General features: G+C 72.5%; 17 protein-coding genes and 1 pseudogene. 7 read left to right on the top strand and 11 right to left on the bottom strand.

Annotated elements, in window-relative coordinates; translation table 11 throughout:
• Positions 1 to 10: 10 nt before the first annotated feature.
• Entirely contained in the window at positions 11 to 511 is a 501-nt protein-coding gene (locus JG616_RS12015) for a hypothetical protein (RefSeq protein WP_199392729.1), read from the bottom strand.
• Between the two features lie 135 nt (positions 512 to 646).
• Between JG616_RS12015 and JG616_RS12010 the strand changes: the two genes are divergently transcribed.
• From JG616_RS12010 to JG616_RS11985, 6 genes and pseudogenes are all read left to right on the top strand, one after another.
• Complete coding sequence (locus JG616_RS12010; RefSeq protein WP_199392728.1) at positions 647 to 2,602, top strand: winged helix-turn-helix domain-containing protein; 1,956 nt, start codon at positions 647 to 649, stop codon at positions 2,600 to 2,602.
• A gap of 187 nt (positions 2,603 to 2,789) precedes the next feature.
• Entirely contained in the window at positions 2,790 to 3,476 is a 687-nt protein-coding gene (lexA, locus tag JG616_RS12005) for a transcriptional repressor LexA (protein WP_199392727.1), read from the top strand.
• Positions 3,477 to 3,481: 5 nt separating this feature from the next.
• Positions 3,482 to 4,117, top strand: a pseudogene (imuA, locus tag JG616_RS12000) (translesion DNA synthesis-associated protein ImuA); the annotation flags it as partial.
• Positions 4,118 to 4,325: 208 nt separating this feature from the next.
• On the top strand, positions 4,326 to 5,807 hold the full coding sequence (locus tag JG616_RS11995; protein WP_199392726.1) for a DNA polymerase Y family protein: 1,482 nt from the start codon (positions 4,326 to 4,328) through the stop codon (positions 5,805 to 5,807).
• A gap of 226 nt (positions 5,808 to 6,033) precedes the next feature.
• Complete coding sequence (locus tag JG616_RS11990) at positions 6,034 to 9,285, top strand: error-prone DNA polymerase (RefSeq protein WP_199392754.1); 3,252 nt, start codon at positions 6,034 to 6,036, stop codon at positions 9,283 to 9,285.
• 104 nt (positions 9,286 to 9,389) lie between these two features.
• Positions 9,390 to 10,535 carry a hypothetical protein gene (locus JG616_RS11985; RefSeq protein ID WP_199392725.1) on the top strand — a complete coding sequence of 382 codons (1,146 nt, stop codon included), beginning with the start codon at positions 9,390 to 9,392 and terminating at the stop codon, positions 10,533 to 10,535.
• A 129-nt stretch (positions 10,536 to 10,664) separates the two neighbouring features.
• On the opposite strand, the gene JG616_RS11980 is transcribed toward JG616_RS11985, so the two are convergent.
• The 4 genes from JG616_RS11980 to JG616_RS11965 are packed head-to-tail and all read right to left on the bottom strand — an operon-like array spanning position 10,665 to position 15,076.
• The gene (locus JG616_RS11980) at positions 10,665 to 12,500 is read right to left on the bottom strand and encodes an ABC transporter ATP-binding protein (RefSeq protein WP_199392753.1); all 1,836 of its coding nucleotides are present in this window, start codon (positions 12,498 to 12,500) and stop codon (positions 10,665 to 10,667) included.
• Between the two features lie 19 nt (positions 12,501 to 12,519).
• Positions 12,520 to 14,298 (bottom strand): DUF2207 domain-containing protein, encoded by a 1,779-nt coding sequence (locus tag JG616_RS11975; protein WP_199392724.1) that lies wholly within the window; start codon positions 14,296 to 14,298, stop codon positions 12,520 to 12,522.
• Positions 14,295 to 14,852, bottom strand: a complete 558-nt coding sequence (locus JG616_RS11970; RefSeq protein ID WP_199392723.1) for a LemA family protein — start codon at positions 14,850 to 14,852, stop codon at positions 14,295 to 14,297. Before JG616_RS11970 ends, JG616_RS11975 begins: the two co-directional genes overlap by 4 nt.
• Positions 14,849 to 15,076 (bottom strand): RNA-binding S4 domain-containing protein, encoded by a 228-nt coding sequence (locus tag JG616_RS11965; protein WP_199392722.1) that lies wholly within the window; start codon positions 15,074 to 15,076, stop codon positions 14,849 to 14,851. Before JG616_RS11965 ends, JG616_RS11970 begins: the two co-directional genes overlap by 4 nt.
• Before the next feature lie 102 nt (positions 15,077 to 15,178).
• Here JG616_RS11965 and JG616_RS11960 point away from each other — a divergent pair, with 102 nt between their 5' ends.
• Positions 15,179 to 15,568: an MAPEG family protein gene (locus JG616_RS11960; RefSeq protein ID WP_199392721.1), complete on the top strand. Its 390-nt coding sequence runs from the start codon at positions 15,179 to 15,181 to the stop codon at positions 15,566 to 15,568.
• 3 nt (positions 15,569 to 15,571) lie between these two features.
• Here JG616_RS11960 and JG616_RS11955 read toward each other — a convergent pair whose 3' ends face one another.
• From JG616_RS11955 to JG616_RS11930, 6 genes are all read right to left on the bottom strand, one after another.
• Positions 15,572 to 16,219 (bottom strand): serine/threonine protein kinase, encoded by a 648-nt coding sequence (locus tag JG616_RS11955; RefSeq protein WP_199392720.1) that lies wholly within the window; start codon positions 16,217 to 16,219, stop codon positions 15,572 to 15,574.
• Between the two features lie 10 nt (positions 16,220 to 16,229).
• A complete protein-coding gene (locus JG616_RS11950; RefSeq protein ID WP_199392719.1) occupies positions 16,230 to 16,763 on the bottom strand; it encodes a sigma-70 family RNA polymerase sigma factor in 534 nt (177 codons plus the stop codon).
• A 75-nt stretch (positions 16,764 to 16,838) separates the two neighbouring features.
• Positions 16,839 to 17,666: a general secretion pathway protein GspB gene (locus JG616_RS11945; protein ID WP_199392718.1), complete on the bottom strand. Its 828-nt coding sequence runs from the start codon at positions 17,664 to 17,666 to the stop codon at positions 16,839 to 16,841.
• 8 nt (positions 17,667 to 17,674) lie between these two features.
• Positions 17,675 to 19,480: an ExeA family protein gene (locus JG616_RS11940; RefSeq protein ID WP_199392717.1), complete on the bottom strand. Its 1,806-nt coding sequence runs from the start codon at positions 19,478 to 19,480 to the stop codon at positions 17,675 to 17,677.
• 5 nt (positions 19,481 to 19,485) lie between these two features.
• The gene (locus JG616_RS11935) at positions 19,486 to 20,427 is read right to left on the bottom strand and encodes a DMT family transporter (RefSeq protein WP_199392716.1); all 942 of its coding nucleotides are present in this window, start codon (positions 20,425 to 20,427) and stop codon (positions 19,486 to 19,488) included.
• Positions 20,428 to 20,493: 66 nt separating this feature from the next.
• Positions 20,494 to 21,333, bottom strand: coding sequence for a DUF72 domain-containing protein (locus JG616_RS11930; protein ID WP_199392715.1), 840 nt, complete (start codon positions 21,331 to 21,333; stop codon positions 20,494 to 20,496).
• Positions 21,334 to 21,415: the final 82 nt, after the last annotated feature.

The raw sequence follows: 21,415 nt of genomic DNA, 5'->3' as shown, positions 1-21,415 counted from the left end.
GTCGGTACGGCTACAGCGAGCGCGTGCCTTCTCCTTCGCCGCAGGTTTCCGCCAGCACTTCTTCGTTCGGTCCCAGGATTTGCCCCGTGAACGCTTCGGTCATCTGGTCATCGCCGGGAGCGAGGGTCAGCGTCCGCCGGACCTCGTTCACCCCGGCGAAGCTGCCGTCCGGGTTGTAGCGATACAGGCGCATCTGCGCGGTCCAGTTGCGGTTTCTTCGATCATAGTTCCACACGCCGAACGCCGGGCCGCGCGTGGTCGGCGGAGCGTTGTTGGTATCGACCATGGTGCCGCCCGCATTGAACACGCTGGCGGCGCGGAAGCGGACGCGTGTCTGGCCGGTATCGCAGTCGAATATATGCACCTGGAACTCCCAGGTGCCGACAATGCGATTGGCGGGCGGAAGCAGCAGCAGGGCGTTGCTTGCCGACGGCGATTGGGCGGATGCATCGGCGATGACCGCGCCGCTCAGTGCGAAGAGCGCGATGGCGAGGGCGCTTGCGGTTTTCATGACAGTTTCCTTCTGGGGAGGGATGACGCGGTCGCGTCGCACGGCCGCGGCGCTACCCTCCTCCCGCCTGTCCTGAAATTCCTCCGAAAAACGCTGAAATAGTATGAAATACCCTGCGGCGACCAGGGCTTGGCCATGACCGGACCGCGACCGAGCGGCTATCGCTTTGGCGAGTTCCGCATCGACCCGGGCAGCCGTGCGCTGATCGGGGCCGATGGCGCGGCGATTGCGTTGACCGGCAGGGCGTTCGATGTCCTGCTGTATCTGGTCGAGCGCGCCCCGAGCATGGTCGGCAAGGACGAATTGCTCGAGCAGGTCTGGGCCGGCCGCGTGGTCAACGAGAACAACCTCACCCAGGCGATCTCGACCCTGCGCAAGGCGCTCGGAGCCGGCGCCGGCGACCACCGCTATATCCTCACCGAGGCGCGGCGTGGATATCGCTTCGTGGCCGAACTGCAGGATGAATACATGCCGCCGGTCGCGGATCGGCCCCAGCCTCAAAGTCCCGCGTCGCACGCCCCGTCGGCGTCTTCGGTATCCAGTCGCGTGGCGATGTTGATCGGCGCAGGCGTGCTGGTCGGCGTGCTGGCCATCGTCGCTGCAACACGCGACCGTGCCGATTCGACGCAGGCAGATCGATCCGCCGCAGAGGCGGGTGCGAGTGCGGCAGACGCGGCCGCCGCCGATACGACACCCGCGCTGGCGGTCCTGCGCTTCCGCACCCTGGCCGGATCTCCGCGCGACGAGATGCTGGAACTGGGCCTGGCCGACACCCTCATCACCCAGTTGAGCCGCACCAACGCGCTGCGGGTGCGCTCGCTGGCGTCGAGCCAGCGGTTTTCCGGCGCGCCGCAGGATGCACTCGAAGCCGGCCGCCGCCTGGGTGCCGGCTATGTGGTGGACGGCTCCGCCCAGCGCCTTGGCGAACAGGTGCGGGTCAATGCGCGGCTGCTGGATGTGAGCAATGGACGCGCATTGTGGGCCGGCACCTTCGATGCGCGTCCGCATGAAATCTTCACCTTGCAGGACCGCATCGCAGCGGCGGTGGTGTCGGCGCTGGCATTGAAGGCCGACGTGCGGCCCGCACGCGTCCGCAGTCCTTGCGATGGCGCCGATCCCGAAGCGTACCGGGCCTATCTGACCGGCCTCCATCTGATCAGTCGGCCGGACCCTGCCGGGTTGTCGAACGCGCTGGCGGCATTCCGTCGTGCCATCGATCTCGATCCCGCCTGTACCCGCGCCCATGCCGGCATGGCGTTGGCCTACCACGGCCAGGTGATCGCCGGCGACCGCGACCCGCGCGAGATGTCGCCTCTCGCCAGCGCGGCGGCGCAACAGGCGTTGCGGATCGATCCGGAGTCGGCCGATGCGCATGCGGCGAACGGGTTGATCCAGTTCTTCTATGAGTGGGACTGGGCCGGCGCCGAAACGTCGTTGAAGCGCGCGATCGAGCTCAATCCGAGCCTGGCACGGGCGCATTTCGGCTACGCGCACCTGCTGGTCAACCTGGGCCGTTTCGGGCAGGCCCTGCCGCACGCACGCCAGGCACGTGAGCTGGACCCGCTGTCGCCGTTGATCAACACCATCGAGGCCGGCTTTCTCGGTGCCGCCGGTCAGCACGATCAGGCACGGTCGCAACTGGAGCGCGCACTCGAACTGCAGCCGGAGTTCTGGATCGCCCTCATGGTGCGCGGCGGCATGGCCCTGGATCGTGGCGACACCCGTGCGGCGATCACCGACCTGGGTCGCGCCGTCGAACATTCGAAAGGCAACAGCCAGGCCGTGGCGATGCTGGGCGTGGCCCATGCCGCCGCTGGTGATCGCGCCAGTGCCGAGACGGCCCTGCGCACGCTGCAGTCACGCGATGCCGCCCCCTTCGTCTCCGCGACCAGCCTGGCGGCCGTGCATAACGCGCTTGGCGATACCGGACGGGCGCTCGACCTGCTCGAGCGCGCGTATGCCGAACGCGACGTGCGCCTGGTCTTCCTCAAGATCGACGCGCGCTGGAACAACCTGCGCGCGCAGCCGCGGTTCCGCGCGCTGGCGCGAAAGCTCGACCTGGAGTCGGCGCGGGCCTACGGGCGCTTCTGAATGGCTGCATCGCGACCGCATTCGCGGCGACAGCTGCGCCTTGGGGGGAAGTCTGTACGGAACTGCTTTTGCAGTCGGGCTAAGCCGTTGATCTGAAACCACTCTCACTGCCTGAGACCGCCCGGTGCCGGAATCCATCCGACAGCCGGGCTTGCCCTTTCCCGACAAGGTAAATAGATTTTTACCCATGACCGACGACCTCACCCCCCGACAGCGCGACGTGCTCGGCTTCATCCAGGCCCATTCCACGGCCGAGGGCGCGCCGCCCACGCTGCAGCAGATCGCCGATGCCTTCGGCTTCCGCCAGGCCTGCGCGGCGCACAAGCACGTGCGCCGGCTGCAGGACGCGGGCTACCTCGAGGTGCGGCCGAACGAGGCGCGTGGCATCCGCGTGGTGGGCGGGATGGCGCCGGCGGGCCGGCGCGGCGGTGCGGCGGGGCGGACGGGGCGTGCGGCCCACGTCCCCGGCACGCGGCTGAAGGTCCGCGACGACCGCCTGGAGCTGCCCGTGCTGGGCCGGGTGGCCGCGGGCTCGCCGATCGGGGCCGATGCCGGCGTGGAGCGCCGGGTGCTGCTCGACCGCGCGCTGTTCTCCAGCAAGCCCGACTACCTGCTGCGGGTGAAGGGCGATTCAATGCGCGACGACGGCATCTTCGACGGCGATCTGGTGGCGGTGCAACGCGCCAGCGATGCGCGCAACGGGCAGGTGGTGGTGGCACGCATCGACGGCGAGATCACCATCAAGCGCCTGGAGCGCACGCGCGCGCGGCTGCGGCTCCTGCCGCGCAATCCCGACTACGCGCCGATCGAGGTGCCGGCCGGCAGCGACTTCGCCATCGAAGGCATCTACTGCGGGCTGGTGCGCGCGGAATGAACGCGATGCCGGCCATCCTGCCCGACCTCGACGCGATGCTGTCCGCGCGCACGGTGTGGCGTGCCGGACGCGCGCCGGCGGTGGCGGCCGACGGCGAGCCGACCGGGCATGCCGGGCTCGATGCGCTGCTGCCGCAGGGCGGCTGGCCGCGCGCGGCGCTGACCGAATTGCTGCTGCCGGCCGACGGCGTGGGCGAGCTGTCGCTGCTGCTGCCGACGCTGGCGCGGCTGACCCGGGCCGGCGGCATCGTGGCGCTGGTGGCGCCGCCCTACCTGCCGTATGCACCGGCATGGCAGGCGGCGGGCGTGGACCTGCGGCAACTCGAGATCATCCAGGCCGATGCGCGCGGCGCGCTGTGGGCCTTCGAACAGTGCCTGCGCAGCGCGGCCTGCGCGGCGGTGCTGGGCTGGCCGCTGCAGGCGGATGCGCAGTCGCTGCGGCGGCTGCAGGTGGCGGCCGACAGCGGCGATTGCCTGGGCTTCGCGTTCCGCGATGCGAAGCACGCGGCGAACCCGTCGCCGGCGGCGCTGCGGATGGAGTATTCGGCGGCGGGGGTGGCGGGGGCGGCGGGGGCAGCGGCGATGGCGCGCGAGGGCGGCTGGTACATCCGCAAATGCCGCGGTGCCAACCCGCCGTCGCAATCCTTCGTGCTTCCTCACCCTGCGGGAGGCGCAGATCCTGTAGGAGCGGCTACAGCCGCGATGGCACCGGCCCCCGAAAGAGCCGCTGCCATCGCCATGTCCCCGCGGTCCCGGATCGCGGCTGTAGCCGCTCCTACAAAGGCGGCTCCTACAACGGCGGCTCCTGCAGGGGCGTTTGGCCCCGCCGTCCTGTTGTCCTGAGGCCGCCGTGCTCTGGGCCTGCATCGCGCTGCCGCGGCTGGCGCTGGACGCCGTCCTCCGTCGGACACCGGATCCGTCGCGGCCGCTGGTGCTGGTTTCCGGACCCGCCCAGCTGCGCCACCTGCACGCGGTCAACGCCGCCGCCGCCGAGGCCGGGCTGAAGCCCGGCATGCGCCTGTCGGCCGCGCACGCGCTGCTGGCGGACGTGGCGATGGTCGACCACGATCCCGCGGCGGATGCGCGCTGGCAGCGCTTCCTCGCCGCCTGGGCCTATCGCCACAGCTCGCAGGTCAGCGCGCAGTGGCCGGGCGCGATCGTGCTCGAGGTGCGCGCCAGCTTCCGCCTGTTCGGGCCCTGGCCGCGCTTCGAGGCGCGGCTGCGCGAGGAGCTCGACGGCCTCGGCTTCAGCCATCGCATCGCGCTGGCGCCGACGCCGCGCGCGGCGCGGGTGTTCGCGGGCCTGCGCGACGGCTTCGCGGTCACCGCCGGCGGCGCGATGCACGAGGCGCTGGCGCGGGTCCCGGTGCGCCGCGCCGCGCTACCGGGCAATGCCGGCGAGCGCCTGCAGCGCATGGGCGTGCGCACGCTCGGCGCCCTGCGCATCCTGCCGCGCGACAGCCTGCGCCGGCGCTTCGGCGTCGAGCTGCTGGAGCATCTCGACCGCCTGCACGGCGATGCCGATGATCCGCTCGCGCTGTACGCGCCGCCGGACCATTTCGACGGCCGCATCGAACTCGGCTTCGAGGTCGAGAGCCACCAGGCGCTGCTGTTTCCGCTGCGCCGGCTCATCGCCGACCTCGCCACCTATCTGTCCGCCCGCGACGGCGGCGTGCAGCGCTTCAGCCTGCGCCTGGAGCACGAGGCGCGGCACGCACTGCCCTCGCACGAGGCCGACCAGGTGCAGCAGGACGCGGTGCGCCAGACCGAGGTTCCGGTGGGCCTGCTAGCGGCCGAGCGCGACGCGGGGCTGCTGTTCGAGCTCACCCGCAACCGCCTGGAGCAGGTGGCGCTGCCGGCGCCGGTGATCGGCCTGCGCCTGCTGGCGCGCGAGCTGCCGCCGTTCGTCCCGGCCGAGCGCGACCTGTTCGATACCCGTCCGGCCCAGGCGGTGCCCTGGCCGCAGCTGCGCGAGCGCCTGCGTGCGCGCCTCGGCGACGAGGCCGTGCATCGCGTGGCACCTTCCGGTGATCCACGTCCCGAACGCGCCTGGCGGCGCGCCGACGCGGGCGAGGGCGGCGACGCGGCCTGCGCCACGCCCGCGCCAGCGCGCCCGCCGCGGCCGGCCTGGCTGCTGCCGCGCCCGGTGCCGCTGCGCGATGCCCAGCTGCGCATCGTGTCCGGCCCGGAGCGGCTGGAGAGCGGCTGGTGGGACGGCGAGGACGCGCGCCGCGACTACTACGTGCTGGAGACCTCGCGCGGCCAGCGGGCCTGGGCGTTCGCGCCGCCGGGCGAGCTCGGCGGCTGGATGCTGCACGGGTGGTTCGCATGAGCGGCCCCGAGGCAGGCGGCGGCCCGCCATGAGCCGCGACGACGACCACGACGACCTGCCCCCGGGCGTGGCGCCCGACACGCCGGGTGCGCGTCCGCCGCGCATCGTGCGGATGCAGCGCCAGCTGCAGATGCAGCTGCGCTTCGAGGCCGCCAACGATCCCGGCGGCGCCGCCTCCTGTAGGAGCGGCTACAGCCGCGATTGCCGCGACGCCCCGATCCCGGCCATGGCAATCGCGGCTGTAGCCGCTCCTACAGGAGCCGGGGCGGCGGCGGAGTTGCCGGCCTACGCCGAACTGCACTGCCTGTCCGACTTCAGCTTCCTGCGCGGCGCGGCCAGCGCGGAGGAGCTGTTCACCCGCGCCGCGCAGTGCGGCTACGAAGCGCTGGCGATCACCGACGAATGCTCGCTGGCCGGGATCGTGCGCGCGCACGAGGCGGCGAAGGTCACCGGGGTGAAGCTGGTGGTGGGCGCGGAGTTCCGCCTCGACGACGGCCTGCGGCTGGTGCTGCTGGTCGAGGACGCGGCGGGCTACGCGCAGCTGTGCCGGCTGATCACCACCGCGCGCCGCGCGGCGCCCAAAGGCGATTACCGCCTGTCGCGCGCCGATATCGAGGCGCTGCCTCCTCCCTCCTGTAGGAGCGGCTATAGCCGCGATGGGAGCACGGCTGTTCCGGCGCATCAGGCGATCGCGGCTGTAGCCGCTCCTACAGGAGCGGGGGGCGGGTTGTTTGCGCTGTGGCTGCCTGGCCGCGGGGCGGATGCGGGGGAGGGGGCCTGGCTGAAGCGCGTGTTCGGCGATCGCGCGCACCTCGCCATCGAGCTGCACCGCGAGGACGACGATGCCGCGCGGCTGGCGCAGCTGCTCGCGCTGGCCGCCGACCTCGGCCTCACGCCGCTCGCCGCCGGCGACGTGCACATGGCCACGCGTAGGCAGCGCGTGCTGCAGGACACCCTGGTCGCGATCCGCGAGGGCCTGCCGCTGGCCGATGCGGGCGCGCACCTGTTCCGCAACGGCGAGCGCCACCTGCGGCATCGCTACACGCTGGGCAACATCCATCCGCGCCCGCTGCTGGACAATGCCGCCGCGCTCGCGCGCCGTTGCCGGTTCTCGATGTCCGAGGTCAGCTACACCTATCCGGCCGAGCTGGTGCCGGCGGGCGAGACGCCGGCAAGCCACCTGCGCAAGCTGACCGAGGCCGGGATGCGCCGGCGCTGGCCCAATGGCCCCACGCCGAAGGTCGCCGCGCAGATCGAGGGCGAGCTCGGGCTGATCGCCGAGCTCAGGTACGAAGCCTTCTTCCTCACCGTCGAGGACATCGTCCGCTTCGCGCGCAGCCAGCGGATCCTCTGCCAGGGCCGCGGCTCGGCGGCGAACTCGGCGGTATGCTTCGCGCTCGGCATCACCTCGGTCGATCCCGCCGAGAGCCGGCTGCTGATGGCGCGCTTCCTGTCGAAGGCGCGCAACGAGCCGCCCGACATCGACGTCGACTTCGAGCACGAGCGGCGCGAGGAGGTGATGCAGTACGTCTACCGCAAGTACGGCCGCGAGCGCGCGGCGCTGGCCGCGACCGTGATCCGCTATCGCGGCAAGAGCGCGGTGCGCGACGTCGCCAAGGCCTTCGGGCTGCCGCCCGACCAGGTGGCGCTGCTGGCCGGCTGCTTCGGCTGGGGCAACGGCGAGACGCCGATGGAGCAGCGCCTGGCCGACGCCGGCTTCGACATCGACAACCCGCTGGTGGCGCGCATCCTCGCCGTCACCGCGATGCTGCGCGGCAAGCCGCGGCATCTCTCGCAGCACGTCGGCGGCTTCGTGATCTCGGATGCGCCGCTGTGGAACCTGGTGCCGGTGGAGAACGCCGCCATGGCCGAGCGCACCATCATCCAGTGGGAGAAGGACGATCTGGAGGCCCTGGGCCTGCTCAAGGTCGACTGCCTGGCGCTGGGCATGCTGACCTGCATCCGCAAGGCGCTGGACCTGGTGCGCGTGCACCACGGGCGCGACCTGGAGCTGGCCACGATCCCGAAGGAGGACGCGCCGACCTACGCGATGATCCAGCGCGCCGACACCGTGGGCGTGTTCCAGATCGAGTCGCGCGCGCAGATGGCGATGCTGCCGCGGCTGAAGCCGAAAACCTTCTACGACCTGGTGGTGGAAGTGGCGATCGTGCGCCCGGGTCCGATCCAGGGCGACATGGTGCATCCCTACCTGCGCCGGCGCATGGGCCAGGAGCGGGTGACGTATCCATCGGCGGGCATCGAGGAGATCCTCGGCCCGACGCTGGGCGTGCCGCTGTTCCAGGAGCAGGTGATGGAGCTGGTGATCCATGCCGGCTACACCCCGGAGGAGGCCGACCACCTGCGTCGCTCGATGGCCGCCTGGCGCCATGGCGGCGACATGGAACCGCACCGCCTGCGCATCCGCGCGCTGATGGAAGGCAAGCACTACGCGTCGGCGTTCATCGACCAGATCTTCGAACAGATCAAGGGCTTCGGGTCCTACGGCTTCCCGCAGAGCCACGCGGCCTCGTTCGCCAAGCTGGTGTACGCCAGCTGCTGGCTCAAGCGCCATGCGCCCGCGGCCTTTGCCTGCGCGCTGCTGAACTCGCAGCCGATGGGCTTCTATTCGCCGAGCCAGATCGTGCAGGACGCGCGCCGCGGCAAGGACGCGCGCCCGGGCGTCGAGGTGCTCCCGGTCGACGTCGTCCACAGCGACTGGGACAGCACCCTCGTCGAAGCCCCGCCGTCGCCGTCACGATCGCCGTCGCGACATCAACCTGCGATCCGCCTCGGTTTGCGGCAGATTGCCGGCCTTTCCGGGGCCATGGGCGACACCATCCTCGCCGCCCGCGCCGAACGCCCGTTCCGCGACGTCGCCGACCTCTGCCGCCGCGCCGGCCTCGACGCGAAGGCGCGCAGCGCGCTGGCCGAAGCCGGTGCGCTGCAGTCGCTCGCCGGCCACCGCCACGACGCGCGCTGGCAGGTCGCCGGCATCGAGCGCCAGCGTCCGCTGCTGCCCGGCAGCCCGGAGGAAATCGACGTGGCGCTGCCGGCGCCCACCACCGGCGAGGACGTGCTGTCCGACTACCGCAGCGTGGGCCTGAGCCTGCGCGCGCATCCGCTGGCCCTGCTGCGCGACCAGCTGCGTGCGCGCCGGCTGCTGGGTTCGGCCGACCTGCATGGCCGGCGTCACGGCAGCCACGTCGCCACCGCCGGCATCGTCACCCAGCGGCAGAAGCCGCAGACCGCCAGCGGCACCATCTTCGTCACCCTGGAGGACGAGGCCGGCATGGTGAACGTGGTGGTCTGGCCGCGCGTGGCCGAGCGCTGGCGCAAGGCGCTGCTGGGCGCCACGCTGCTCGGCGTGCGCGGGCGCTGGGAACGCGTGGACGGCGTGGAGCACCTGATCGCCGGCGGGCTCGAGGACCTGTCCGGCCTGCTCGGCGGGCTGCCCGCCGAATCGCGCGACTTCCGCTGAACGGGTCGCGCAGACCCCGGCTGTCCGCGGGGTTCATCCCGCGTTGAGACCCGCGCCCCGGGCAGGCCATAGACTGGGCCGACATGTCCCCACCGCGCCCGCCCATGTCGTCCATCCTCCGCGTCCTTGCCCTCTGTGCCCTGGTGGCCGGCTGCAGCGCGCAGCCGCAGCCGCCACCGCAGCCCGAGGTGGAGACGATCAGCGAGGCCAACGGCGCCGGCGAGTTCATCTCCGCGCCGGTCGAGACCGCCCCGAAGCCCTATGACGTGCGGACCGGGACCGACTGGCCCGAGGCCACACTGGCCGACGGCAGCGCCGCGGTCAGCTGCGAACTCGACTACGCCACCGCCGGCGACGGCGAACCGCTCGCCGACCTGTCGTTCGCGAGCGTCAACGACGCGCTCGCGCCCTGCCAGGAGGTCGGCCTGCTGCGCCTGCGTTACCAGGGCAAGATCAACGCCGGCTTCCATGCCCTGGTCGAACGCGTGGCCGCGGTCGCCGACCGCATGGCCATCGGCAAGCGCGTGCTCGACATCGATTCCACCGGCGGACAGGTGGAGGACGCGGTCAAGGCCGGCGACGCCATCGGCGCCTCGGGCTGGACCATCTGGGTGCGCGAGGGCGCCAGCTGCCACAGCGCCTGCGTGCTGATCCTGGGCGCCGGCGACGTGCGCATGATCTCCGGCCCGGTCGGCATCCACCGCATCATCCGCATGAGTTCCACCGCGACCTCGCGCGGACAGCTCAACGAGGAGCTGCAGGCGGTCTACGGCCGGGTCAAGGAATACCTGGCGCGCAACGGCGTGGCCGTGGCCGTTGCCGACATGATGATGGCCGTGCCCAACCGCAACCTGCGCCTGCTCACCGCCGAGGAGCTGCTGGAATACGGCCTGGACGGCACCAATCCGGCGCAGGACGACCTCGACCGGCTGCAGCTGATGCGCAAGTGCGGCGAGGACTTCGTGCGCCGCCGCGACGCCTTCCAGCGCAACTTCGACCGCCAGTGCAAGATGCCCGAGCGCGAGCTCGAGGAACTCAACGAGTGCGGCCTGACCCTGCGCGAGGAGTTCGGCTTCCCCGACGCGACCTGCCCGGACGACAGTCCGATGAGCGAATTCGACGTGGTCCGCAGCGCCTTCTTCCAGCGCCGTGAACCCGCGCCCGAAGTGTCGGTGGACGAGCGGGGCAGCGGGGAGACCGGATCCCTGGCCGACGCCACCAGCGCATCCGGCACCAGCGGCTCCCCCTAGGCCAGACCTGCGACAGTCTGCTTTCTGTAGGAGCAGCTACAGCTGCGATCCGGGTGCCTGGCGGCTGGCAATCGCAGCTGTAGCTGCTCCTACAAGAGGCAGCGGAGCGGCGCCGGAATCGATCTGTGCCTACTCGTCCGCCTCCGCCAGGAAGCCGCCGGACTGGCGCTGCCAGAGCTGCGCGTAGATGCCGCCGCCCGCCACCAGCTCCTCGTGCGTCCCCTGTTCGACGATCGCGCCGCGGTCCATCACCACCAGGCGGTCCATGGCCGCGATGGTCGACAGCCGGTGCGCGATCGCGATCACCGTCTTGCCTTCCATCAGCCGGTACAGGTTGCCCTGGATCGCGGCCTCGACCTCGGAGTCCAGCGCCGACGTCGCCTCGTCCAGCACCAGGATCGGTGCGTCCTTCAGCAGCACGCGGGCGATCGCCACGCGCTGGCGCTGGCCGCCCGACAGTTTCACCCCGCGCTCGCCGACGTGGGCGTCGTAGCCGCGGCGGCCTGCGGAATCGGAGAGCTCGAGGATGAAGTCATGCGCCTCGGCCTGGCGCGCGGCTTCGATCATCTCGGCCTCGGTCGCGTCCGGGCGGCCGTAGAGGATGTTGTCGCGCACCGAGCGGTGCAGCAGCGACGTGTCCTGGGTCACCACGCCGACGTTGGCGCGGAGGCTGTCCTGCTGCACGCGGGCGATGTCGGCGCCGTCGACCAGGATCCGGCCACGCTCGACGTCGTGGAAGCGCAGCAGCAGGTTGACCAGGGTCGACTTGCCCGCGCCCGAACGTCCGATCACGCCGATCCGCTCGCCCGGGCGCACGTGCAGGTCCAGGCGTTCGATCACGCCCGAGCCCTTGCCGTAGTGGAAGCCGACGCCTTCGAAGCGGATGTCGCCGCCGACGTCGCACAGCTCGGGCGCGCCGGGGGCATCGTCGACCGTCGGCGGCAGCGAGATCGAGTTGATGCCGTCCTGCACGGTGCCGATGTTCTCGAACAGCGCCGACAGCTCCCACATGATCCACTGGCTCATGCCCACCAGGCGCAGCGCGAGCGCGATGCCCACGGCCACCGCGCCGGCGCTGACCGCGTCGTCGAGCCACAGCCACAGGCCAGTGCCGGTCACCGCGAACACCAGCGCCATGTTGAGCGCGTAGTTGCCGGCGCTGACCCCGGACCCGAGACGCATCTGCCGGTAGACGGTGCCGAGGAAGCCGTCCATCGCCTCGCGCGCATAGGCCTGCTCGCGCCGCGAGTGCGAGAACAGCTTGACCGTGGCGATGTTGGTGTAGCTGTCGACGATGCGCCCGGTCATGTCCGAGCGCGCGTCGGCCTGTTCGCGCGAGACGCGCTCCATGCGCGGCACGAAGTACAGCATCAGCAGGGCGTAGCCGGTGAGCCAGCCGAGGAAGGGCAGCATCAGCCGCCAGTCGGTGGCCGCCATCGCGACCATCGCGCCGACCACGTAGACGCTGACGTACACGCCCACGTCGAGCAGCTTCACCACCGTCTCGCGCACCGCCAGCGAGGTCTGCATCAGCTTGGTGGCGATGCGCCCGGCGAACTCGTCCTGGAAGTAGCCCATCGACTGGCGCAGCAGGTAGCGGTGCACGTTCCAGCGGATGCGCATCGGGAAGTTGCCCAGCAGCACCTGCAGCTGGACCAGGTTGTCCAGCCAGACCACCAGCGGCAGGCCCACCGCGACCAGCAGCGCCATCCACGCCAGGCGCGGGCCCTCGGCTTCCAGGAAGCTCGCCGGCGTGTGCTGCCCCAGGCGGTCGACCAGCGCGCCCAGGTAGACGTAAAGACCCAGCTCGGCGACCGCGATCAGCGCGCCGGTCAGCGCCATCAGCGCCAGCCAGCCGCCGGCCCCGCGGGTGTAGTGCAGGCAGAACGCCACCAGCCCGCGCGGCGGCTGGCGCGGCGGCGCCTTGGGGAACGGGTCCAGGCGGGATTCGAACCAGCCGAACAGGCCGCGCCTGCGCCGCGGCTCAGCGCCCACCGCCGCCTCCACCGCCGCCGCCGCCGCCCGAGAAACCACCGCCGCCACCGCCGGAGCTGCTGCCCGGTGGCGTCGATGACGAGGCGATCTGCGCGCCCAGCGCGCTGCCGATGCTGCTGGTGAACCGGCCGATGTCGGCGCTGCCGCGACCGTGGTACCAGGCGATGCCGGACACCGCCGCGGCGGCCGCGGCGGAACCCACGGCCGCGGTGAACTTCGCGGTCCAGGCCTTTTCCACGCCCAGCGCCACCGCGTAGGGCAGCAGCGCCTCGAAGCGGGCGGCGTCCAGCGGCGGCGCCGCCCCCGCGCCTGCCCCCGGGCCTTCGCGGCGCGCGAGGTCGTCCTGCTCGGCCACCGACAGGTAGCGCTTGAAGCCCTCGATCTCGTCGAGCAACCGGCGTCCCTCGGGCGTGGGCGCGCCCACCAGCACGGCGAAGGCGATCGCCACCGCCAGCGCCAGCGCCACCGGCACCAGCAACCAGGGCATGCCACCGCCGTTGCCGGTGGCGGCCAGCACCACGCTGGCCGCGACCGTCGCGCCCAGGATCAGGAAGGCGATCGCGATGCTGCCGCCGTTGTGGCGGAACATCGCCGGCTGGAAGCGCTTCTCCAGGCCCTTGCCGTGCGCGGCGATCGCGGCCTGCAGGTGGCTGGCATTGCCCTTCTCGAGCTCGAGCCGCGGCCGCGACGGTGGAAGCAGGGTTTCGAGCAGCCGGCGCTCGTCGCCGTTGGCGATCGCCGGCGCCGGCAGGTCGCGGCGCTGGAGGGTCCAGCGGTCGCCCAGCAGGCGGTCGTCCTGTTCGATGTCGACCGCACCCTGGACCGCGCAGGCCAGCAGGTCGGCCGACAGGCAGGTGTTGTCGTAGTGCCGCCGCACCATGTAGCGCAGGGCGGCCGGGGATTCGTCGCGCGGCGGTTCGTAGCGGGCGATCACCACGCCCGGCCGCGGGTCGCGGCCGACCCGGTGCCAGCGCTTCAGGCAGAAGGCCAGCAGCGCGGCGAGGCCCGCCAGCGCCGCCAGCAGCGACAGGTTGTCGCGCAGCAGCCAGCCGAACCGGTCGGCGCGCGAGGGCGCGACGACGATGCCCTTCGGAAACGACAGCACGATGGTCAGCCCCTCGCGCGGCTGCAGCGGGCGGCCGAGCGTCCAGCGCGCCACGCCGGCGGCGGACACGGCGGCCTCGAAGCCCTGTTCGCGCGCGCCCTGCGCACCGGACCAGCCATCGAGCTCCATCGAGGCCGCCGGCACCGCCGAGGGCAGGCGCACTTCGACGCTGGCGGTTTCGACGGGGAAGTCCCAGCCGTGGCCGATCGCGTTCCAGTACAGCTCATCGTGCGATTCGAAGAAGCCGAGCTGGCGCGTGGTGCGGTAGCGCAGGGTGTAGGTGGTGTCGAGCGGAACCGGCAGCAGGGTGTCGTTGCCGGTGCTGACGCGCACGCCATTGGACTCGCGCTCGGTGAACCACGGTTCGGCACGTCCGTCGCGCTCCACGCCGACGACGTCGAAGCCGACCACCACGTTGTTGCCGTGGCGATCCGTGTAGCGGGTGGGGAAGTCGCGGTAGATGCCGCGGCGGATGGCGTCGCCCTCGGCGCGCACGCGGATGCGTTCGGTCACGTCGAGCGCGCCGTCGGCGCGCACCTCGACCACGCTGTCGTAGGCGAGGATGCGCTCGGCGGCCGCGGCCTGGGCCGCCGACAGCGCCAGCGCCACGGCCAGCAGCCAGGCCGGCCGCCAGCCGCGTGCCGGCGCGCGCGGCGGGCTCATCGCGAGAGGTCCACTGCGGGCGCTTCGCGGCTGTCGGCGCTGGCCTGGAAGAACGCCGCCTCGCCGAAGCCGAAGGTGCGCGCGACCAGCACGTCGGGGACCCGCTGCACGCCGTCGTTGAGGTCGCGCACCGCGCCGTTGTAGAAGCGCCGCGCGTACTGCAACTGCTCTTCCACTTCGACCAGGTCGCGCTGCAGGGCGGCGAAGTTGTCGCTGGCCTTGAGCTCGGGATAGGCCTCGCGCAGCAGCAGCAGGCGGCCCAGCGCCTGCTCCAGCTCGGCCTCGACCTGGCCGAGTTCGGCCGGGTAACGCAGCCCGAGCGCACGCGCGCGCAGCGCGGTGACCGCCTCCAGCACCGCGCCCTCGTGGCTTGCGTAGCCCTGCACCGCGGCCACCAGCTGCGGCACCAGGTCGTGCCGGCGCTGCAGCTGCACGTCGATGTCGGACCAGGCCGTCGCGGCCTGGTTGCGCAGCCGCACCAGGCGGTTGTAGGCGGCGACCGCCCAGGCGGCCAGCGCGGCCACCAGCACGGCCGCGACCAGCAGCGCGGTCACTGCGCCGGCCCCGCCTGGACGCGCACCTCGACGTCGCCCAGCCCGACCACCTGTCCCGCGCGGATCTTCGCGGTCTTGCGCGACTCCACGGCCCCGTCCACGCGCACCGCGCCGGACGCGACCAGCGCCTTGCCGGCGCCGCCGCTGTCGCAGAGGCCGCAGAGCTTGAGGAGCTGGTTGAGCTCGACGTACTCGCCCTCGAGTTCGAAATCGATGTGCTGCATGTCGCCTGTTGCCTGGTTCCGGAGGGCGAGCGTAACGCAAGCACGACGCCCGGCGGGGTTACCCTGCGCCGTCACGCCCCGCCGGGGCGATGGAGCGACCCGATGGCTACGGAACTGCAGATGCTCGCCTGGGCGATCGTGCTCGGCCTGGTCCACCTGATGCTGGACGCGGCGATGAAGACCTCCGAGCGCGGCCTGGCCTGGAACGCCAGCGCACGCGACGGGGAGGCCAAGCCCCTGGGCCCGGTGGCCGGGCGCGTCAACCGCGCCTGGCAGAACTTCCTCGAGACCTTCCCGATGTTCGCCGCCGCCGTCCTCGCCGTGGTCGCGGCCGGCCGCACCGGCGACCAGGCCGCGCTCGGCGCCCAGCTGTACTTCTGGGCCCGGGTCGCCTACATCCCGCTCTATGCCGCCGGCATTCCCTATGTGCGCAGCCTGGTCTGGGGCGTGTCGCTGGTGGGCATCGTGATGGTGCTCGCCGCGCTGTTCTGAGCCTCAGCCGCGTTCGAATTCGGCAAGCTCGGCGAGGATGCGCTGGCTGCGGCGGATGCCGTCGCCGCCGTCGCAGCGCGGGGTGGCGGGATCGACCGGCGCCGGCCTGCGCAGCCAGGCGTACAGCCCGGTCGCGACCAGGCCGGCGATGCCGATGCCCAGCGACAGGGTGATCCAGCCTGGCGTGCCCGCGCCTGCGGGTAGGCCCTGCAGCCCCGCCACGGCCACCACCACCAGCACCCACATGATCCACCACGGCAGGCCGCAGGCCTTGGCGTTGATGCCGTAGAGGCGCAGCAGGCGCGCCATGCGCCGCTGGATGTCGAGCACCGGCGCGCCGTAGTCGATGCGGGTGGCCAGCCCGATGGTGATCGCGGCCAGCACGATGTTCAGCAGGCCGAAGGCATGCAGCAGCACGCCGGCCGCGAGCAGGGCCGGTACGTGGGGATTGCGCGTCCAGCAGGCCAGGCCAAGCAGCAGCAGCGCCAGGCCGAACGCGACCTGCAGCGCCTGCCCCCAGACCAGCGGGCGCAATCCGCGCCGGGCGGCCTGCACGCGGTCGTTGCGATGGATGCGCAGCTGCAGGTCATCGTGGCGTTCGAGCTGCCGGCCCAGGGTCTGCCAGGCGGCGCGGAGTTCGTCGAGTTCCATGGGCATGTCCTCACGCGGTGGTGGGTGGTGCGACGTGGTCGCGGATGCGTTGCTTCAGGCGGCTCACGCGGGTGGTGACGTTGCTTTCGGACATGCCGAGCACCTCGCCGATTTCGCGCGCGCCGCGATCCTCGAGGTAGAGCAGGAGGAGCGCGCGGTTGAGCGGATCGAGCGTGGCGATGAAGCCGTGCAGCAGGCGCAGGTGCTGGTCGCGCTCGTGGTCGTCGCCGGTGGTATCGGCGGCGTCGTGCAGGACGGCGTCGAACGGAACCGTGTGCCGGCGATGGCGTCCGTCGCCGCGCAGGTGGGAGATGCCGACGTTCAGCGCCACCCGGTACATCCAGGTGGAGAAGCTGCGCGCGGGGTCGTAGCGCGGCCAGGCGTGCCACAGCTCGGTGGCGATCTCCTGGGCGAGGTCCTCGCGGTCGTCGAGGCCGCGGGCATAGGTGCCGGCGACCTTGTGGACGATGCCGCGGTGGCGCTGCAGCAGCGCGGCGAACCCGTCGGCATCTTCGCGCTGGTGCTGACTGGCGATGGCGTCCATCCCGGTGGCCGATCCCTGAGTGTGCGTGACAGGACCGTGGTTCGCGCCGGCGCGCGGTTTGTCACACAGCGCGGGTCAGGGCAGGGGCACGCGCACCGCCTGGCCATCGAGGTCGAGCAGGACGCCGTCGCGGTCGATCGCGGTGATGGTGGCGTCGCCCAGCCGGTCGCCCTCGATCCGGCGCTGGCCGTCGATCACCGCGAAGCGCCGCGCCGGGTCGTCGTTCCACATGTGCAGGCTGAGCTTCAGCGCCGGCAGCCGCTCGCGCTGGCCGGAGGAGAGTCCGGTGATGCGGAGGGCGTCGTCGGTGCCGTCGGCGGCCGGCGTGGACGGACGGCGCGGGTCGAGGGTTGCGGTGGTGTCGCGGGTTGCGGTGGTCTCGCGGGTTGCGGTGGCGGTTTCGGCGCCAGTGCCGTTTCGCGCGGCGGCCGCCTCCTCCGCGGCACGGACGGCCATCGGAGGTGGCGCGAGCGGAAGGTCGGGCGCAGGTTCCAGGGCTGGCGCCGCGTCGGGGGCCTGGATGCGCTCGACGCGGGGGAAGCCGGCGTCGGACGGAACCGAACGGTCCGACGCAATGGAACGGGGGGCGGTCGCTGCAACGCTCCTGGGCGCCGTGGCGTCCTCCGGAGCGGACGGCAGCCAGCCCTCGGATGCGGGTGCCGTCGCCACGGACGCAGCGGCAGGGTCCGCATCCTGCGCCGCCCCGGCATCGCGCACGTCGCTGCCTGGCCAAAGCACGACCACGGCCAGCGCCGCCAGGACCGCGGCGCAGGCGAACCACACCTTCGGAGGGATGCGGCGCTTCGCTGGCGCCGGCGGCGGCAGCTCGACGCGCAGGTCCGGCGCGTCGCCGCGGCGGCGCTCGGCTTCGGACTTGCGCAGGGCTTCGAGGATCAGGGACATGCGCGGCCTCAGTCCAGGGTGCGCTCGAGGCGCGGGCCGGGATCGGCGGCGGCCAGCGCGAACAGGGTTTCGGAGCCGACCACGCCGTCGATGGCAAGTCCGCGCGCGCGCTGGAAGCGGCGCACCGAGTCGGCGAGGGATTCGTCGAAGGGCCGACCGGGCGGCGCTTCGGCCGCCACGCCTTCGTCCACCAGGCGCGCGCGCAGCCAGTCGACGGCTTCGCCCGAAGCCCCGCGCGCGGGCAGGGGCGCGAGGGGCGCCGCGGAGCGCCACACCGCCGCGTAGCGGCCCGGCCAGGCGCGCTGCAGCGCCGCGCGTTCGACCTCGACCCGCCCGTCGCCAAGCAGCAGCCGCGCGTGCGCGCCGTCGGTGCCCTGCAGTAGCGCCCAGGCGCTGTCGCCTCCCGATTCGAGCTGCAGCAGCACCGGGCGGCCGAGCGCGGCCAGCCGGTCGAGGTGCGCGGTGCCGCGGGTGCAATAGGTGCCGGGCGCAGGCACCGCCGCGCAGGCGCTGGCGGCGCGTGCGTCAGTAGAGGTGTGCGGCAGCGACCAGGCCTGGAGCATCGATTGCCACGCCGCTTCGCGCGCCGCCGCGTTGGAGGCGGCGGCGATCCGCGCGTCGAGCGCATCGGCATCGATGCGGATTGCGTCCGCGTTGCGCGTGCCCAAGGGCGCGCGGTCGGGCGCACCTGCGGCCGCGAGTCCGGGAATGGCGCGCGGTCCCTCCCCGGAATGCGCGATCCCTGCCGACCTCGCGTCCGCCTGCGCGCCAGCCTGAGTGCCGGACTCTGCGCCAGCCTGCGTGCTCACCTGCGTGCTCACCTGCGTACCTACCTGCGTGTCCGTTTGCGTGCCCGCCTGCGGCATCCGCGCCGCTGCCGGATCGTGCCGGTCGCGCATCGGCCACAGCGCGGCAAGGACGATCACCACCGCGGCGCCGACGCCGGCCACGCCGGCCGCGCCAAGCCAGCGCCGTCCGCGGCCGCCATCCGTGCCGCCCGCGGGCGGCAGCGCCTCGCGCGCGGCTTCATCCACGAGCGCGGCGTCGATTGTGGCGCGGTCGCGCGCGTAGCCGGCGAGCAGGGCGCGTTCGGCGAGCACGTTCACCAGCCGCGGGATGCCGCCGCTGCGCAGGTGGATGCGCTGCACGGCCGCATCGTCGAAGGGAAAGTGCAGCCCGCCGGCCACGCGGAAGCGGTGGCGCAGGTAGGCCGCGGTGCCGGCGGCGTCGAGCGGGGTGAGGTGGAAGCGCGCGGTGATGCGCTGCGCCAGCTGGCGCAGGCCCGGCTCGGCCAGCATGTCTCGCAGCTCCGGCTGGCCGATCAGGATGATCTGCAGCAGCTTCTGGGTATCGGTCTCGAGGTTGGTCAGCAGCCGCACCTGTTCCAGCGTTTCCACCGGCAGTGCCTGGGCCTCGTCGACCACCAGCACCACGCGCAGGCCGCGCGCATAGGCATCGAGCAGGTGCGCGTTGAGCGCGTCGACCAGGGCCTTGCCATTGCCGCGGCGGCCGTCGAGGTCGATGCGCAGCTCCTCGCACACGGTTTCCAGCAGCTGTACCGGGTCCTGGCGCGGATTGAGCACCAGCGCCACGCGCACGTTGTCCGGCAGCTGGCCGAGCAGCAGGCGGCTGAGCGTGGTCTTGCCGGTGCCGACCTCGCCGGTGAGCTGGACGAAGCCGCCGCCGCCGCCCTGGGTGATCCCGAACAGCAGGTGCGCCAGGGCGTCGCGGTGGCGCTCGCCGAGGTAGACGAAGCGCGGATCCGGCGTGATCGAGAACGGTGGCTCGGCGAGGCCGTAGTGCTCCAGGTACATGGCCGTCAGTCTGTCACGTCGCGCGATTCACCCACGGCCAGCACCTCCGGATGGGTGATCCGGCGCGGACGCGCCAGCAGCGGATGCACCAGCACCGCCGCGAGGATGATCACCACGCCCAGGTAGAACGGCAGGCTCAGCTCCTGCTGCTCCGAGAGCAGCACGATCGCCAGCACGATGGCGTAGACCGGCTCGAGGTTCACCGCCAGCTGGGCCGAGAACGCGCTCATGTGGCGCAGCGCCGCCAGCGACAGCGCGAACGGGAACAGGGTGCAGGCGAAGGCGAGCAGCACCAGGTAGCCGGCGTCGGCCGCCCCCGGCAGCACGAACAGCGGGCCGGCGAAGGCCGGGAACAGCAGCGGCATCAGCGGCGCGAGCAGGGTCAGCGCGATGGCGCCGGCGCCGAGTTCGACAGCCGTGACCACGAGGGGGTCCGCGTGCTCGACCAGGCGCTTGTTGAGCGAGCCGAACAGGGCCACGAACAGCGCCGACAGCGCGCCAACCGCCACCCCGATGCGCATGCCGTCGGGGATGCCGCCGACCACCAGCGCCACGCCCGGCAGCACCGAGATGCCCAAGGCCAGCTCCGCGCGCGAAAAGCGCCGGCCGGCGAGCTTCGGCTCCACCATCGCCACGAAGACCGTGGCCAGCGCCATGCAGGTCGCCGCCACCGAGGCGTTGGCCAGCTTCACCGCGCCGTAGAAGGTCAGCCAGTGCAGCGCCACCAGCACGCCGATGCCCGCATACGACAGCAGCAGCCGCCGCGGCAGCGCGCGCACGCCACGCCACACGCGGGGCACCAGGGCGAGCGCGGCGGCCACCAGCAGCATCCGCCACCACACCAGCGGCAGCGCCGGCAGCGTGATCAGCTTGCCGAGGATGGCGGTGAAGCCCCACAGCAGCACGCACAGGTGGATCTGCAGCTGGGCGCGGGTGGCGGGGGTCATGGCGGACGTCGCGGTCAGGGCCGGCGATTATCGCGGATGCGCCGGCGTCGCCGGCGAGCGGGCCGCTCAGCCGCCCGCGCTTCGGGCGAGCCGGGCGTGCAGGGCCATCGCCGCGGCGGGGTTGCGCTCCTTGGCCGCGGAGATGAAGAACACGAACACCTCGCGCGGCGCGCCGTCGGTGTCGGCCGGGGGCGCGATCCGCGGCAGGTCGTCGGGCTCGCCGCCGCTTGCCCATGCGCGCGCGCGGGCCGCCCAGCGCGTCAACTCGGGACCGGTGTACCCGGCCGCAAGGCCGGTGCGCGCGCGCATCAGCCGCGCATAGACGAACCCGGCGGTGACGTCGGCGAAGGAGGGGTGCTCGTCGGAGTCGGTGAAGACGGTGGCCATGCCATGCCGGCGCGCCAGCGCGACGTAGTCCGCGTCGACGAAGTCGGGATCGCGCACGTCGAGGACGTGGCGCAGCGGGCGCCCGGCAACCTCGCGCGGGAGCAGCTCGAGGAAGGCGGCGAAGCGGTCGCGGTCCAGGCGGGGGCCGCGATCGAACTGCCAGACCAGCGGACCCAGCCGGTCGCCGAGCCCGGCGATGCCGCCGATGAAATCCGCCACCTGGGTCCCGGTCCTGTCCAGCGCGCGCGACTGCGTGATGCGCATCGGTGCCTTGGCCGAAAACACGAAGCCGGGCGGGGTCTCGTCGCGCCACTTCGCGTACGTGTCCGGCTTCTGCGCGCGGTAGAAGGTGCCGTTGATCTCGATCGCCGACAGGTGGCGGCTGGCGTACTCCAGCTCGCGTCGCTGCACGAGCCCCTTGGGATAGAAGTTGTCGCGCCACGGCGCGTAGACCCAGCCGCCGACGCCGGTGCGGATGCCGTCGACCGGAGGCACGCCGGTATCGGGTGGTCGTGCCATGGCGCGGCTCCTGCTGCAACGGGCTGCGCTGCAGGTTAGGGCAAGCCGCACGCCCGCGCACGCTTGGCGGGGCAGGCGCCCG

Source organism: Luteimonas sp. MC1895, from assembly GCF_016457215.1.
Lineage (GTDB): Bacteria > Pseudomonadota > Gammaproteobacteria > Xanthomonadales > Xanthomonadaceae > Luteimonas.
Note: the sequence above shows the minus strand (reverse complement) of the source record. Positions and strands in the feature narration are given on the sequence as shown.

Excerpts from the sequence above, each read along its gene's own strand:
- JG616_RS12015 (WP_199392729.1), bottom strand. The coding sequence starts at position 511 with ATGAAAACCGCAAGCGCCCTCGCCATCGCGCTCTTCGCACTGAGCGGC.
- JG616_RS12010 (WP_199392728.1), top strand. The coding sequence starts at position 647 with ATGACCGGACCGCGACCGAGCGGCTATCGCTTTGGCGAGTTCCGCATC.
- lexA (WP_199392727.1), top strand. The coding sequence starts at position 2,790 with ATGACCGACGACCTCACCCCCCGACAGCGCGACGTGCTCGGCTTCATC.
- JG616_RS11990 (WP_199392754.1), top strand. The coding sequence starts at position 6,034 with ATGGCAATCGCGGCTGTAGCCGCTCCTACAGGAGCCGGGGCGGCGGCG.
- JG616_RS11985 (WP_199392725.1), top strand. The coding sequence starts at position 9,390 with ATGTCGTCCATCCTCCGCGTCCTTGCCCTCTGTGCCCTGGTGGCCGGC.
- JG616_RS11975 (WP_199392724.1), bottom strand. The coding sequence starts at position 14,298 with ATGAGCCCGCCGCGCGCGCCGGCACGCGGCTGGCGGCCGGCCTGGCTG.
- JG616_RS11965 (WP_199392722.1), bottom strand. The coding sequence starts at position 15,076 with ATGCAGCACATCGATTTCGAACTCGAGGGCGAGTACGTCGAGCTCAAC.
- JG616_RS11960 (WP_199392721.1), top strand. The coding sequence starts at position 15,179 with ATGGCTACGGAACTGCAGATGCTCGCCTGGGCGATCGTGCTCGGCCTG.
- JG616_RS11955 (WP_199392720.1), bottom strand. The coding sequence starts at position 16,219 with ATGGAACTCGACGAACTCCGCGCCGCCTGGCAGACCCTGGGCCGGCAG.
- JG616_RS11950 (WP_199392719.1), bottom strand. The coding sequence starts at position 16,763 with ATGGACGCCATCGCCAGTCAGCACCAGCGCGAAGATGCCGACGGGTTC.
- JG616_RS11945 (WP_199392718.1), bottom strand. The coding sequence starts at position 17,666 with ATGTCCCTGATCCTCGAAGCCCTGCGCAAGTCCGAAGCCGAGCGCCGC.
- JG616_RS11940 (WP_199392717.1), bottom strand. The coding sequence starts at position 19,480 with ATGTACCTGGAGCACTACGGCCTCGCCGAGCCACCGTTCTCGATCACG.
- JG616_RS11935 (WP_199392716.1), bottom strand. The coding sequence starts at position 20,427 with ATGACCCCCGCCACCCGCGCCCAGCTGCAGATCCACCTGTGCGTGCTG.
- JG616_RS11930 (WP_199392715.1), bottom strand. The coding sequence starts at position 21,333 with ATGGCACGACCACCCGATACCGGCGTGCCTCCGGTCGACGGCATCCGC.